We start from the raw sequence: 12,814 nt of genomic DNA, 5'->3' as shown, positions 1-12,814 counted from the left end.
CAGGCCTTGTAGGAGCCGCCGTGGGCCGCCTCACCGGTGTCGTTGGTGATGACCCCGCTGGTGGCGGTCCAGCCGGTGCTGCCCGACTCGAAGCCGGGGTTGCTCAGCAGCTGGGTGGAGGTGCAGCCGCCGCCACCGCCGGAGCCGACGGTCCAGGTGAAGGTGGCCGTGCCGGTGGCGCCGGTGGAGTCCTTCGCGGTGACCGTGACCTGGTAGGTGCCCGCGGTGGAGGGCGTGCCCGAGATCAGACCGGTGGAGCTGTTGATCGACAGGCCGGCCGGCAGACCGGAGGCGCTGTAGCTGAGCGCGCCGCTGTTGGTGCTGCTCGCCCGTATCTGAAGGCTCACCGCGGTGCCGACGGTGGACGACTGGTTGCCCGGGTTGGTGACCGTGACGCCGCTGCTCGGCGGGTTGATGTGGCTGCCGACGTTGATGCCGGCGAAGGCGTTGCCGACGCCCGCGTACTGGGTGGAGTTGGTGCCGTAGAGGGCGGCGGCCGCGTTGAGCGCGGCGGTGCGGGCGCCCGCGTAGTCGGTGCTGGACGTCATGTACGTCGTCAGCGCCTTGTACCAGATCTGGAGGGCCGCGGCCCGGCCGATGCCGGTGACGGCGACACCGTCGGAGGTCGGGCTGTTGTAGGTCACCCCGTTGATGACCTTGGTGCCGCTGCCCTCGGACAGCAGGTAGAACATGTGGTTCGCCGGGCCCGAGGAGTAGTGCACGTCCAGGTTGCCGACACCGGAGTACCAGCTGTCGGCGGAGCTGCCGTCCTTGCTGGGCTTGTCCATGTAGCGCAGCGGGGTGCCGTTGCCGTTGATGTCGATCTTCTCGCCGATGAGGTAGTCACCGGGGTCCGAGCTGTTGTTGGCGTAGAACTCCACGCCGGTGCCGAAGATGTCGGAGGTCGCCTCGTTCAGGCCGCCCGACTCGCCGCTGTAGTCCAGGCCGGCGGTGTTGGAGGTGACACCGTGGCTCATCTCGTGGCCGGCCACGTCCAGCGAGGTCAGCGGGTCGTTGTTGTTCGAGCCGTCGCCGTAGGTCATGCAGAAGCAGCTGTCGTCCCAGAAGGCGTTGACATAGCTGCTGCTGTAGTGGACCCGGCTGTAGGCGGCGACACCGTCGTTCTTGATGCCGCTGCGGCCGAAGGTGTTCTTGTAGAAGTCCCAGGTCTCCTGCGCGCCGTAGGCGGCGTCGGCGCCCGCGGTGGCGGCGTTGGAGTTGGTGCCGTCGCCCCAGGTGTCGTTGCTCTGCGAGAACAGCGTCCCGGTGCCGGAGGTGCCGTGGTTCAGGTTGTACGTCTTGTGACCGCCGCGCGTGGTGTCGTTCAGCGTGTACGTCGAGCCCGACTGCGTGCTGGTCAGCGACACCTGGCCGCTGTAGTGGGTGTTGCCCACGCCGGTCTGGATCGCCTCGAACCGGTGCAGTTCCTTGCCGGTGGTGGCGTCGGTGATGACGTGCAGCTGGCTGGGGGTGCCGTCGTCCTGGAAGCCGCCGATCACCGTCTCCCAGGCGAGCCGGGGGGTGCCGGTGCCGGCCCAGATCACCTTGCGGGCGCTGTCGGTGGTGGGCTTCTTGGCGTCGAGCGCCTTGGCGGCCTTGAGCGCCTTGGACTCGGCGGCGGCCTTGGTGAAGGTCGCGGTGGTGGAGGCGACCTTGATCCGGTGCTTGTTGTTCCAGGTGGTGCTCACGGTCCCGGCGGCCAGCGAGGCGGGCGGGGTGTGCACGACGAGGTCGCCGCCGAGGACGGGGAGTCCGGCGTAGGTGCGCTCGTAGCGGGTGTGCACGGTGCCGTCGTTGTCCTTGACGACGTCCTTGACGACCAGCTTCTCCTGGGCGCCGAGCCCGAGGGTGCGGGCGGTCGCGGCGGCCTGCTGCCGGGCGCTCTGGAGCAGGGCGTGGTGCTGGGCCGGGCTGAGCCTGGCCTCCAGACCGCCGGCCCGCAGGGGGCTGGGGTGGACGGTGGGCGAGGCGGTCGCCGGGACCGCCTGGACGCCTACGGCGAGGAAGGCCGCGGCGGAGACCAGGGCGGCTCCGACGGTGGCCCGCTTGCGGGCGGAACGTCCCTGGGGAAGACGTCCCTGAGGAAGGGGTGCGTGGGGTCTCACTCGTACTCCTCATACTGCGGCCGCCGGGTCGCGGCCGGTGACAGACCGGGCAGACGGGTCTGCTGCCCGGGCTAACTGAGCTGTGCGGGACCGTGGTCCGTGAAGAGCGTGGGGAGGATCAGTGTTGCGGAGGAGGATGACAGGATTGACTCGGCCATGTCACCCCACGCGAGGTCAATCGAGGGTTTTCCCTATGGCCGTGCGCGGCGGGCCCGGTGGCGGTTTCCCGGGGCGGGAACCGTCATGCGGAGGGCATGTCCGGTGCTGCCGCCTCCAGTTCGGCGATGCTGCCGGACATGATCGTCCGCACGTGTCCGGTGATGTGCTCGGCGGGCCAGTCCCACCAGGCCACCGCCAGCAGCCGGGCGATGTCCCGCTCGCTGTAGCGGGTGCGGACGAGTTCGGCCGGGTTGCCGCCGACGATGCCGTAGTCGGGCACGTCGCGGGTGACGACGGAACCGGTGCTGATGATCGCGCCGTGTCCGATCCGCACCCCGGGCATCACCGTCACTCCGTGGCCGAACCAGACGTCGTGGCCCACGACGGTGTCCCCACGGTTCGGCAGGCCGCCGAGGAGATCGAAGTGCGCGGACCACGAGCCGCCCATGATGGGGAAGGGAAACGTCGACGGGCCGTCCATGCGGTGGTTGGCGCCGTTCATGATGAACCGCACCCCGGTGCCGAGCGCGCAGAACTTGCCGATGATCAGCTTCTCCGGCCCGTAGTGGTAGAGCACGTTGCGCGTCTCGAAGGCGGTCGCGTCGTCCGGGTCGTCGTAGTACGAGTACTCCCCCACCTCGATCAGCGGGGACTTCACCAGCGGCTTCAGCAGCACCACCCGGGGCTGCTCGGGCATCGGATGCAGCACGGTCGGGTCGGCGGGTACAGGCATGGTCAGCGGCTCCTCGTGCGGGGGCGGTCGGCGTCCGGTCCATGATCGCGGGACTCGCCCGTCTCCGGCCATCGGTTTCCGTCGGCGCAACACGGCGCGCCCTCCGGGTCGTTGGGGCGGCACCCGGCAAGGGATCACGGGCCGGCGCGTTGTTACGGTGCACCGGTGTCTGAATCCTCACGCGATACCGCACAGGGCGCCGGCTGGGGCCCTGCCGAACGCGGCACCTACACCGAGCTGATGCCCGACCGGGTCGAGCAGTTGTCGTGGCTGAATCCGCGCGTCCTGTGGGCCGCCCGCAACGGCGTGCTGGCGTCCTGGTTCGGCGACCCGACCGGCCGTACCCGCAGCCGGTGGGTGGCACGGCGGGAGGCGGCGGGAGCCCCGGCCGACAAGGTGATCCGGCGGGAGGTCCCCGACCGGTTCTCCTTCCTGGTCATCGGGGACACCGGCGAGGGCGACGCCTCCCAGTACGCGGTCGTGCCGGGCCTTCTGAAAGAGGGCCGGGACACGGAGTTCGCGGTCATAGCGAGCGACGTCATCTATCCGGTCGGCAGCGCCGACGACTACGGCACCAAGTTCTTCCGGCCGTACCAGGACTATCCCGCGCCGATCTACGCGATACCCGGGAACCACGACTGGTACGAGGACCTCGGCGCCTTCATGCGGGTGTTCTGCGCCGACACCCCGCCGCTCGATGCCGAGCCCCGGCCCCGCCCGCTCACCCGTGCCTGGTGGCGCGCCCTGCTGTGGCACCGGCCGGCGCCGGCCGACGAGCAACGCCTGGCCGCCGCACGGGCGTTGCGCGCAGCGCCCGGGCAACAGGCCAAACAGCCGGGGCCGTACTGGGCGATCGACGCGGGCCCGGTCCGGATCGTCGGCATCGACACCGGGCTGCTGGGCACGCTCGACGCGGAACAGGGCGCCTGGCTGCGCGAGGTGTCCCGGGACCCGAAGCCGAAGATCCTCGTCACCGGCTCCCCGCTGTACGTCGACGGCGAACACCACCCGTGCCCCATCGAGGGCGGTGGCACGGTGGACGACGTCGTCCGCGACCCGGCGCACCGCTATGTGGCCGCGATCGGCGGCGACATCCACAACTACCAGCGGTATCCCGTCGATGTGGCGGGCCGCACCGTCCAGTACGTGGTCGCGGGCGGCGGCGGGGCGTTCATGCACGCCACGCACACCATCCCCCGGGTCTCGGTCGGCGGGGTCACCGAGGACGCGTTCCGCTGCTACCCGCTGCGCGGTGACTCGCTGGCCTTCTACAGCCGCCTGTACGGCCGCCGGCTCGGGCTGCGCCGGTTCTTCACCCTGACCGAGGCGGAGGCCACGGCCGTGGTCGCCGAGCGTCTGGGCATCGAGCCGGGCCGCGCCCCGGGCCCGGACGCCCGCGTCACCCGGCGCACCCGGCTGGTGGCGAGTCTGCTCGGCAGCGGTGGGCGCCCGGACCGCAGCTCCCGGTTCCGGCTGCCGGTGAAGAAGATGTACACCCAGTTGTTCTCACCGTCCTCGGCCACCTACAGCCCGCCGTTCTTCAAGTGCTTCCTGCGCCTGGACGTCACCGCCGAGGCGGTCCGGCTGCGCTGCTTCGCCGCGACGGGCAACCGCGCGCAGGAACTGCACCCACCGGTCGAGGACGAGGTCGTCATCCCGCTGCACTGACTCACGGTCAGAGCGTGAACTCCCGGATCACCGTGTTCCGGAAGACGGCCGTACCACCGGCCGCGAACAGGGCCAGGCGGTGGTCGACCAGATACGGGAACACCTCGGCGGAGTGCACATACCGGCCGTCGTCGACGAACATCTCGACACTGGTGCGGTCCACCAGGATCCGCAGCCGCACCCGGCCGCCCGACGGGTCGAAGGGGCTGCGGCTCTCCTGCCGGCCGCCGCTGGTGTCGGGGTTGACGCTGCCACGCCGGTTGAGGAAGGCGTAGTCCCCCCAGACCCCGGCGTCGATGTGCCGGCCGCCGTCCGGTGAGCGCCGCACCTGCACGCCGGCGCCGGTGAGTCGGGACCAGCTGATCTCCGTGGTCAGTTCGTAGGAGATGCCGGTGTAGTCCAGCGGGCGGAGGCCGTCGACGGTCAGGTCGCCGAGGCGGACCGTACGGCTGGCATAGGCGTCCAGGGCGGGCACCGGCCGGGAGGCGAGGTAGCAGGTGCCGTCGGCGGCCCTGCGCAGCGCGATCTCGCGGACCACGGAGTCCGTGCCGTTGAAGCCGTCCGCGTCGATGGTGGGCGTGGTGTGGGCGTAGGCCCAGTTGTTGAGCCAGCCGAGGGCGTAGCGCGCGGCGGGGTCGACGGAGCCGTCCGCGCGCCGCTTCTCGAAGGTGACCGCGGCGTACCAGTCCCATCCGTGGTCGAGCCACTGGGGGTCGGTGGAGTCGGCGGTGAAGGTGCTCCCGTCGAACGAACCGGTCCAGTATGCATAGGTGTTGGGCCGCCCGGAGCCGGTGCCGTCGGCGCTCGCGCCCAGCACCCAGGTCGTCAGGGAGCCGTCGTCGGCGGTGATGCGGAACAGGTCGGGGCATTCGAGGGTGCCGAGGCCCTCCGTGCGGAAGCCGCCCGCACGGGTCCAGGACCTGAGGTCGGTGGAGTGGTAGAAGCCGATCGCGGCGCCTTCGGCGAGGGCCATCACCCAGCGGCCGCGGTCGTCGTCGCGGACGACCTTGGGGTCGCGGAAGTCGGCGCCGGGGCCCGGGCTCGCCAGCACCGGGGCGGTGCCGTCGTTGCGGAAGGTGCGGCCGCCGTCTACGGACCAGTACAGGAACTGCTCCTGGTGGTCGGTGCCGCCGCCGGGCGACATGGTGACCAGCGCGATCACCGCGCCCGCGCCGAAGCCCGCCGTGCCCTCGGTGTCGACCACCGCCGAGCCGGACCACACATCGCCGTTGACGGTGGTGTCCTTCGGTACGGCGATCCCCCGGTCGGTGAAGGAGACCAGGTCGGTGCTGGTGGCCAGGCGCCAGGCGGTGCCCGTCTCGCCGTCCAGGTAGTCGGCGTTGTACAGGTAGTAGTAGTGGTACTCGCCGTCGATCCAGACGGGTCGCTGGGGGTCGTTCTTCCACTGGTCGGGGACCGTGAAGTGATAGCCGGCCCGGTAGCTTGCGCACCCCCGGGCCGGAGTGCGGCCGGGCTTCGCCTGCGCGGGCGCCGTGGGCAGCAGAGCCGCACCGGCTCCGGCGGCGGCCGTGGCGAACAGGGCTCTTCTCGTCGGGCTCAGTCGGTTCATGGGACCAGGACTGTAGACCTAACTCGTTAAAGGTCAAGGTTTCCCGCACCTTGACAGCGCCGTCGGCCGCTTCCCATGATCTGGGCATCACCCCTTGGCTAACACGAGTTAGGCGCTTGGATGACCGACTCGCTCCTCTCCCGCCGCGCCCTGCTGCGCTACGGCGCCTACGGCACCGGTGCCGCGGCGCTGGCCGGCACCGCCGCGAGCTGGGACCGCCTCACCGGGAACGACATTCCCGGCCGCAACGACGGCTCCCTCGTCGTGGCGACCCTGGGCTCCGCGTTCTCCCCGGCGGGGGTCCGCGCCCTTGTCCACGGCTTCCAGCGGCTGCACCCCGACATCAAGGTCCGCGTCAACGCCGTCCAGGCCGTGGACTGGTCCGACTTCTTCGCGAAGATCCTCACCCAGATCGCGGCGGGCACCGCACCCGACCTGGTCTATGTGGCCACCGAGGGGGTGCAGTTGTTCGCCCGGCACCTGGGCGTGGCGCTGGACCCCTGGGTGCGGCGGGACGCCGGGGAGCTGCGGGAGTACTTCGCCGACGTCCATCCCTCGCTGGTGGAGTCGATGATGTACGAGGGGAGCCTCTACCAGCTGCCGGTGGAGTTCAACGCGGCCGACATGTACCTCAACACCCGGGTGCTGGAGCGGTCGGGCGCGGACTTCCCGGCCGCGGACTGGACCCGCGACGACTTCACCGCGCTGCTGCGCCGGATGAAGAAGGCGGGCGACTCCCACTTCACGCCGTACTTCTGGACCAACCGGCTGTGGGGCGGGGTGGTGCCGTGGCTCTTCGCCAACGGCACCGGGCTGCTGGCCGAGTCCAAGGCGCCCGGCGGCTCCTGGCTGTGGGACGCCTTCTATCCCGCGGCCCAGCGGCGCGGGCGGGGCGGCGGCTTCCGCTGGACGACACCGCAGGCCACGGCCGACCGGGTCGAGGAGGCGTACGACTATCTCGCCGCGCTGGTCCAGGAGGGCCTGTGCACCCGGCCCGAGGGGGGCAACGGGCAGAACCTGATCGGGGTGTTCTCCACCGGCCGGGTCGGGGTCACCCCGGCCGGTGGCTTCTGGGCGGGCGGGCTGCATCTGGCCGGGCTGCGGTCCGACGGCTTCGACGTGCAGTACTTCCCGCGCTGGCGCACCCAGCGCCACCAGTTCGGCGCGGCCGGGTACGCGCTGCTGCGCACCTCCCGCAAGCAGGACGCGGCCTGGGAGTTCATCAAGTACTCGGCCCGGCGGGACACCCTGACCGAGCTGTTCACCACCAACCAGACGACTCCGGCCCGCCGTTCGATGCTGAGCCCGGAGCGCTACCGGGAGACCGGCCCGGCGCACTGGCGGGTCTTCTACGACACCCTCGACCGGTTCCCCGACACCGGGCCCATCCCGGCCCCGCCGCAGGTCGCCGAGGTGACGCAGGCGCTGCTCAAGCACACCGGGACGGCACTGGCGAGTCCGCGTTCGGTCCGGCCGGCGCTGCGCCGGCTGCAAGGGGATCTGGAGAAGGCCATGGAGCGTGACGTATGACGAACACCGAGATCCCCGCCGTGCGGGCACGGGCCGCGGCGGTGCCGGCTCCGGTCGTGGCGCGGCGCCCGGCGCGCGAGCGGGGCACCCGGCTGCTGGCGACGCTGTTCCTGGCGCCCACGGTGGTCGGCATCGTGGTCTTCACGGTCGTACCGATCGTCGGTTCGGTCGTGCTGAGCCTGTTCCACTGGAACGTGATCGACCCGCCCCGGTTCGCCGGAGGGGCCAACTACCGGGAGGTGTTCACCGACGCGACCGTGCTGGTGTCCTTCCGCAACACGCTCGTCTTCATGGTCCTCGCGGTCGCGGCGCAGCTGCTGATCGCGCTGGCGCTCGCGCTCACGCTCAACGGGCGGATGCCGGGGTGGCTGCGGTCGGTCTTCCGCTCGGCGTTCTTCTTTCCGCTGGTGCTGTCGGCCGCGTCGATCTCGGTCGTGATGAAGTACCTGTTCAACCAGGACTTCGGGGTGGTCAACTGGCTGATCGGGCTGTTCGGGCTCGCTCCTGTGCCCTGGCTGACCTCGGAGCGGGGCGCGCTGGCCACGGTGATCATCGTGTATGTGTGGCAGCAGTTCGGTTTTTCGTTCCTGCTGTTCGTGGGCGGGCTCAACAACATCCCGAAGGAGATCCACGAGGCGGCGGCGCTCGACGGTGCGAGCGGGCTGCGCAAGCATCTCTCCGTCACCCTGCCGCTGCTCTCCCCCACCCTGCTGGTGGCGTCGGTGGTGGGCATCATCAACGCCCTCCAGGTCTTCGAGCAGCCGTACGTCCTCACCAACGGCGGGCCCGGTGACGCCACCCGGACCGTGGTGATGGTCATCTACGAGAAGGCCTTCGAGCAGCTGCGCTTCGGCGAGGCGTCCGCGGTCGGGGTGCTGCTGTTCGTGCTGATCATGGCGGTGACCGCCGTCCAGTTCCGGCTCAGCCGGCGTTTCGTCCACTACCAGTGAGCCGGGTGAGTCCCATGAGCCATGCAACCCTGACCGTCGGCCGCGCCCGGTACGCACTCGGGCCGTGGGCGCGGATCGCCGGACTGACCGTGTGCGCGCTGCTCACGCTCGGCCCGGTCGTCTGGACCGTGTCCACCTCGCTGCGCACCCCCGCGGACTCCTTCGACCTGCCCCCGCAGATCGTTCCGTCCCATCCGAGCACGGCCGCCTATCACGGCGTCTTCGAGCAGATCGACGTGTGGCTGCTCGCGCTCAACTCGACCCTGGTGACCGCGCTGATCGCGATCGGCCAGATGATCACGGCGGGGCTGGCCGGGTACGCCTTCGCGCGGCTCGACTTCCGGTTCAAGAAGCCGCTGTTCGGGCTGGTCCTGGCGACCATGATGGTGCCGTTGCAGGTCACGATCGTGCCGGTGTTCCTGGTGCTGAAGTCGATGGGTCTGACCGACACGCTGCTCGGTCTGATCATTCCGGCGTTCCCGACCGCGTTCGGCACCTTCCTGATGCGCCAGTACTTCCTGGGCATGCCGAAGGACCTCGGCGAGGCGGCGATGCTGGACGGGGCCGGCCCCTGGCGGATCTTCCGGTCCGTGTACGCGCCGCTGGCCCGGCCGGGGCTGGCGATCGTCGGTGTCCTGGCCTTCAACTACCACTGGAACGAGTTCTTCCGTCCGCTGATCCTGGAGACCTCGGGCCAGAACTACACGCTGCCGCTGGGCCTGGTCTCGCTCCAGGGGAACCTCGGCACCGGCTCCATCTCCGTCGTCCTCGCCGGAGTCGTCCTCTCGATGATCCCCGCGGTCGCGGTGTTCGTCGTCGGCCAGCGTCCTCTGCGCGAGGGCATCACCTCGGCGGGAGTCAACCGGTGAACCCGCTCGCTCCCGCCCCGGACCCGGCCGCGCCCCGCTTCCGGGTCCGCCCGCTCGCGGGCTGGATCAACGACCCCAATGGCCCGTTCTTCTGGCGTGGCCGCCACCACCTCTTCTACCAGCACAATCCGGCGGCCCCGGTGCACGCCAACGTCCACTGGGGCCATGTCTCCAGTGCCGACCTGGTCCACTGGGAGCACCACCCGATCGCCCTCGCGCCGGTCCCGGGCGGCCCCGACGAGGCGGGCTGCTGGTCGGGGTGCGTGGTGGACGACGACGGGGTGCCGACGGCGGTGTACACCGGCGTCGACCACGGGCACACCGGTGTCGGTGCGATCTGCCTGGCCCGGGCGGCGGACCCGGACGACGAGCGGCTGCTCCACTGGCGGCCGCTGCCCCGCCCGGTGGTCGCGGCAGCGCCCCCGGGACTGGGCGTGGTGATGTTCCGCGACCCCTTCGTCTTCCGCTGCGCCGGCCGGCGCTGGGCCCTCGTCGGCGCCGGTCACGCCGAGGGCACGCCGTCGGTCCTCCTCTACGACTGCACCGTGCTGACCGAGTGGCGGTTCGCCGGTGTCCTGCTGGACGGCCACGACCCGGTCGCGGCCGGGGCGTTCGGCGCGAAGGCGGTGGGCTGGGAGTGTCCGCAGTTGATCCGGGCGGCGGGCGGCGACCATGTGCTGGTGGTGTCGCTGTGGGACGGCGACCCCTGCGCCACGGCGTATCTGACGGGCCGCCTGGAACCGGACGGGAGGGGTGGCCTGCGCTTCACCCCCCGCTGCGGCGACCGCCTCGACCACGGCCGGGACTTCTACGCCCCCGCGGTCCGCCAGGACGCCGACCGGGCCCTGATGTGGGGCTGGTCCTGGGAGGCCCGGGAGCTGGCGGCGGTACGCGAAGCGGGGTGGGCGGGCACGCTCACCGCACCCCGGGTCGTCGACGTCCACCCCGACGGCCGCTTGCGCGTCGCACCGGCCCCGGAGCTGGAACTCCTGCGTGCCCCGGCGCCGTTCGTCACCTCGCCCGGCCGCCGGGTGCCGCTGCCGGTGTCGTACGACCTCGCCGTCAGCGCGCGCGGACGGACCGTCCTCACCCTGCTGCGGGCCGCGGACCGGGCGGTCACGGTCCACGTGGACCCGCGGGCGGGCACGGTGGTGCTGGACCGCGGCGGCTGGCCCCGCGCGGGCGCCGGGGAAGCGGAACCTGTCACGGTGCGGGTGCCGCCGTCCCCGCGGCTCGACGTGCGGGTGCTGGTGGACGGCTCACTGCTCGAACTGTTCGCCGGAGACCGGGCCTCGGTCACCGAGCGGATCTACCGCCACCCGGACGACATCCCCGAACTGACCGTCGACGGCGACGCCGAGGTCAGTGGGTGGGAGCTGGTCCCACCGAGGAGCGGCTGACCACGGGGCACGCGAGGCGGCGTACCGTGGCGGGTGGGGTGCGGCCGGTGTCGATGGCGTCGAGGAGCAGCCGGGCGGCGGTCTCGCCCATGGCCCGGTGCGGCAGCGCGACCGTGGTGAGGGCCGGGGTAAGGAAGGCGGCCATGTGTTCCTGGTCGTCGTAGCCGACCACGGACAGCGCCTCGGGGACGGGGATGCCGAGCCGGGTCGCGGCGTGCAGGACGCCCGCCGCGACCCGGTCGTTGTAGCAGAAGATCCCGGTGGGGCGGCGGTGCGGGTCGGTGCCGTCGAGGAGCCGGCCGGCGCCCTCGTAGCCGCTGGTGATCTCGCCGCCGGTGCGGACGACCCACTCCTTGGGCACGGTGATGCCCTCGGCGCGCAGCGCGTCCCTGAAGCCCCGCAGCCGTTCCACGGAGGCGATGTCGTCCTGCCCGCCGACCAACGCGATCCGGTGGTGCCCGGCCTCCAGCAGCAGCCGCGCGGCGCTGCGGCCGCCGGCCCGTTCGGCAGGGATGACGGCGGGCAGCGAGTCGTCCTCGGGCAGGCAGTTGGCGAGCACGGAGTGGATGCGGTGCAGGCCCTCCGGAACCCGGACCCGGCGCAGGGACATCGCGGCGTAGATGATGCCGTCGACACGCCGGTCGAGGAGTTCGGCGACGGCCGCGTCCTCCTTGGCCGGGTCGCCGCCGGAGTCCACGGTGACCACGAGGTGGTCGTTGTCCCAGGCGGTCTCCATCGCGCCGCGCAGCAGCCGGCCGGCGAACGGGGAGGAGGCGATCTCGTCGGTGACCAGTCCGATCACGGCCGTACGGCGGCGGCGCAGCCCGCGGGCGACCGGGTCGGGCCGGTAGCCGAGCTGGGCGGCGGCCTGCCGGATGCGTTCCTGGGTGGCGGGCGAGAGGTTGCCCTCGGCGCGGCCGTTGAACACGAAGGAGACCGCCGTGTGCGAGACGCCGGCGAGGCGCGCGACGTCCCGTGAGGTGGGCCGTCCGCCGCCCGTGCCGTTGCCGTCCGCACCGCCGTGCATGCCGTCCGCCGCCCGCCTTCCTGCGCGGTGTTCGCCCGCTTTCCTCGTGGGGCTGATCACCGCTCACCCTATCCGTGCGCCGGGCCGCGGGACACGGCCGAGGGGTCAGGGGCGACGTGGTCACCGGGCCCGGCACGGGTACCCGGGCGGCGTACGGCGGGCTGGACGGAAGGAGCCACAGGTGGCGGCGGAGGACCGGCTGCGGACGTACCGCGGCAAGCGTGACTTCGAGCGGACCCGGGAGCCGTCCGGGCGGGCGGCGGGCGGGGACGGCGCGCCCCGGTTCGTGGTGCAGATCCACGACGCGCGCCGGATGCACTTCGACTTCCGGCTCCAGGTCGGTGATGTGCTGAAGTCGTGGTCGGTCCCGAAGGGCCCCTCCGGCGACCCCGCGGACAAACGGCTGGCCGTGCCGACCGAGGACCATCCGCTGGAGTACGAGGACTTCGAGGGGGTGATCCCGCAGGGCGAGTACGGCGGCGGCACCGTGATCGTGTGGGACCGCGGGACCTACGAGCCGCTCAGCCATGACCGCCGGGGCCGCCCGGTGGACTTCGCCGAGTCGCTGGAGCGCGGGCACGCCACCTTCCGGCTGCACGGCGACAAGCTGCACGGCGAGTACGCGCTCACCCGGTTCCGCGGCGGACCGGACGAGGAGGTGGCCTGGCTGCTGGTGCGCAAGGGCCCGGCGAGGTCGGCGGGGCACGGCACCCCGGACCCACGGCGGGCCCGCTCGGTGCGCACCGGCCGCACGCTGGCCCAGGTCGCGGCGGCCGCCGGCGAGGAGTGACCGGCGCGGTCCA

10 protein-coding genes are annotated in these 12,814 nt (G+C 71.9%); 6 read left to right on the top strand and 4 right to left on the bottom strand.

Going from position 1 to position 12,814, the window contains the following annotated elements:
• Nucleotides 1-2,105 (bottom strand): M4 family metallopeptidase (locus ACWCV9_RS27780; RefSeq protein WP_450790559.1); only part of this gene is annotated, 2,105 nt, incomplete at its 3' end.
• Nucleotides 2,106-2,346: 241 nt separating this feature from the next.
• Nucleotides 2,347-2,997, bottom strand: a complete 651-nt coding sequence (locus ACWCV9_RS27775) for a CatB-related O-acetyltransferase (RefSeq protein WP_450790558.1) — start codon at nucleotides 2,995-2,997, stop codon at nucleotides 2,347-2,349.
• A gap of 165 nt (nucleotides 2,998-3,162) precedes the next feature.
• On the opposite strand from ACWCV9_RS27775, the gene ACWCV9_RS27770 reads away from it, so the two are divergent.
• The gene (locus ACWCV9_RS27770) at nucleotides 3,163-4,665 is read left to right on the top strand and encodes a metallophosphoesterase family protein (protein ID WP_450790557.1); all 1,503 of its coding nucleotides are present in this window, start codon (nucleotides 3,163-3,165) and stop codon (nucleotides 4,663-4,665) included.
• Nucleotides 4,666-4,672: 7 nt separating this feature from the next.
• Here ACWCV9_RS27770 and ACWCV9_RS27765 read toward each other — a convergent pair whose 3' ends face one another.
• Nucleotides 4,673-6,235 (bottom strand): glycoside hydrolase family 32 protein, encoded by a 1,563-nt coding sequence (locus ACWCV9_RS27765; protein ID WP_450790555.1) that lies wholly within the window; start codon nucleotides 6,233-6,235, stop codon nucleotides 4,673-4,675.
• A 120-nt stretch (nucleotides 6,236-6,355) separates the two neighbouring features.
• On the opposite strand from ACWCV9_RS27765, the gene ACWCV9_RS27760 reads away from it, so the two are divergent.
• Genes ACWCV9_RS27760 through ACWCV9_RS27745 form a run of 4 tightly spaced genes read left to right on the top strand, consistent with a single transcriptional unit; the run spans nucleotide 6,356 to nucleotide 10,984 of the window.
• Entirely contained in the window at nucleotides 6,356-7,765 is a 1,410-nt protein-coding gene (locus tag ACWCV9_RS27760; RefSeq protein WP_385840989.1) for an extracellular solute-binding protein, read from the top strand.
• Nucleotides 7,762-8,715, top strand: coding sequence for a carbohydrate ABC transporter permease (locus ACWCV9_RS27755; protein WP_450790553.1), 954 nt, complete (start codon nucleotides 7,762-7,764; stop codon nucleotides 8,713-8,715). The genes ACWCV9_RS27760 and ACWCV9_RS27755 overlap by 4 nt, the downstream gene beginning before the upstream one ends.
• A gap of 14 nt (nucleotides 8,716-8,729) precedes the next feature.
• Nucleotides 8,730-9,584 carry a carbohydrate ABC transporter permease gene (locus tag ACWCV9_RS27750; protein WP_450790551.1) on the top strand — a complete coding sequence of 285 codons (855 nt, stop codon included), beginning with the start codon at nucleotides 8,730-8,732 and terminating at the stop codon, nucleotides 9,582-9,584.
• A complete protein-coding gene (locus tag ACWCV9_RS27745) occupies nucleotides 9,581-10,984 on the top strand; it encodes a glycoside hydrolase family 32 protein (RefSeq protein WP_450790549.1) in 1,404 nt (467 codons plus the stop codon). Before ACWCV9_RS27750 ends, ACWCV9_RS27745 begins: the two co-directional genes overlap by 4 nt.
• On the opposite strand, the gene ACWCV9_RS27740 is transcribed toward ACWCV9_RS27745, so the two are convergent.
• A complete protein-coding gene (locus tag ACWCV9_RS27740; RefSeq protein ID WP_450790569.1) occupies nucleotides 10,947-12,011 on the bottom strand; it encodes a LacI family DNA-binding transcriptional regulator in 1,065 nt (354 codons plus the stop codon). The two genes, ACWCV9_RS27745 and ACWCV9_RS27740, sit on opposite strands and share 38 nt — an antisense overlap.
• A gap of 181 nt (nucleotides 12,012-12,192) precedes the next feature.
• Here ACWCV9_RS27740 and ACWCV9_RS27735 point away from each other — a divergent pair, with 181 nt between their 5' ends.
• The gene (locus ACWCV9_RS27735; protein WP_450790547.1) at nucleotides 12,193-12,801 is read left to right on the top strand and encodes a DNA polymerase ligase N-terminal domain-containing protein; all 609 of its coding nucleotides are present in this window, start codon (nucleotides 12,193-12,195) and stop codon (nucleotides 12,799-12,801) included.
• Nucleotides 12,802-12,814 lie beyond the last annotated feature (13 nt).

This window comes from Streptomyces sp. NPDC001606 (genome assembly GCF_053596835.1).
This window is presented reverse-complemented; position numbering and strand designations above follow the sequence as displayed.

Bases quoted from the DNA above. Each gene is read 5' to 3' on its own strand.
- ACWCV9_RS27775 (WP_450790558.1), bottom strand. From the start codon at position 2,997: ATGCCTGTACCCGCCGACCCGACCGTGCTGCATCCGATGCCCGAGCAG.
- ACWCV9_RS27765 (WP_450790555.1), bottom strand. From the start codon at position 6,235: ATGAACCGACTGAGCCCGACGAGAAGAGCCCTGTTCGCCACGGCCGCC.
- ACWCV9_RS27760 (WP_385840989.1), top strand. From the start codon at position 6,356: ATGACCGACTCGCTCCTCTCCCGCCGCGCCCTGCTGCGCTACGGCGCC.
- ACWCV9_RS27755 (WP_450790553.1), top strand. From the start codon at position 7,762: ATGACGAACACCGAGATCCCCGCCGTGCGGGCACGGGCCGCGGCGGTG.
- ACWCV9_RS27750 (WP_450790551.1), top strand. From the start codon at position 8,730: ATGAGCCATGCAACCCTGACCGTCGGCCGCGCCCGGTACGCACTCGGG.
- ACWCV9_RS27740 (WP_450790569.1), bottom strand. From the start codon at position 12,011: ATGCACGGCGGTGCGGACGGCAACGGCACGGGCGGCGGACGGCCCACC.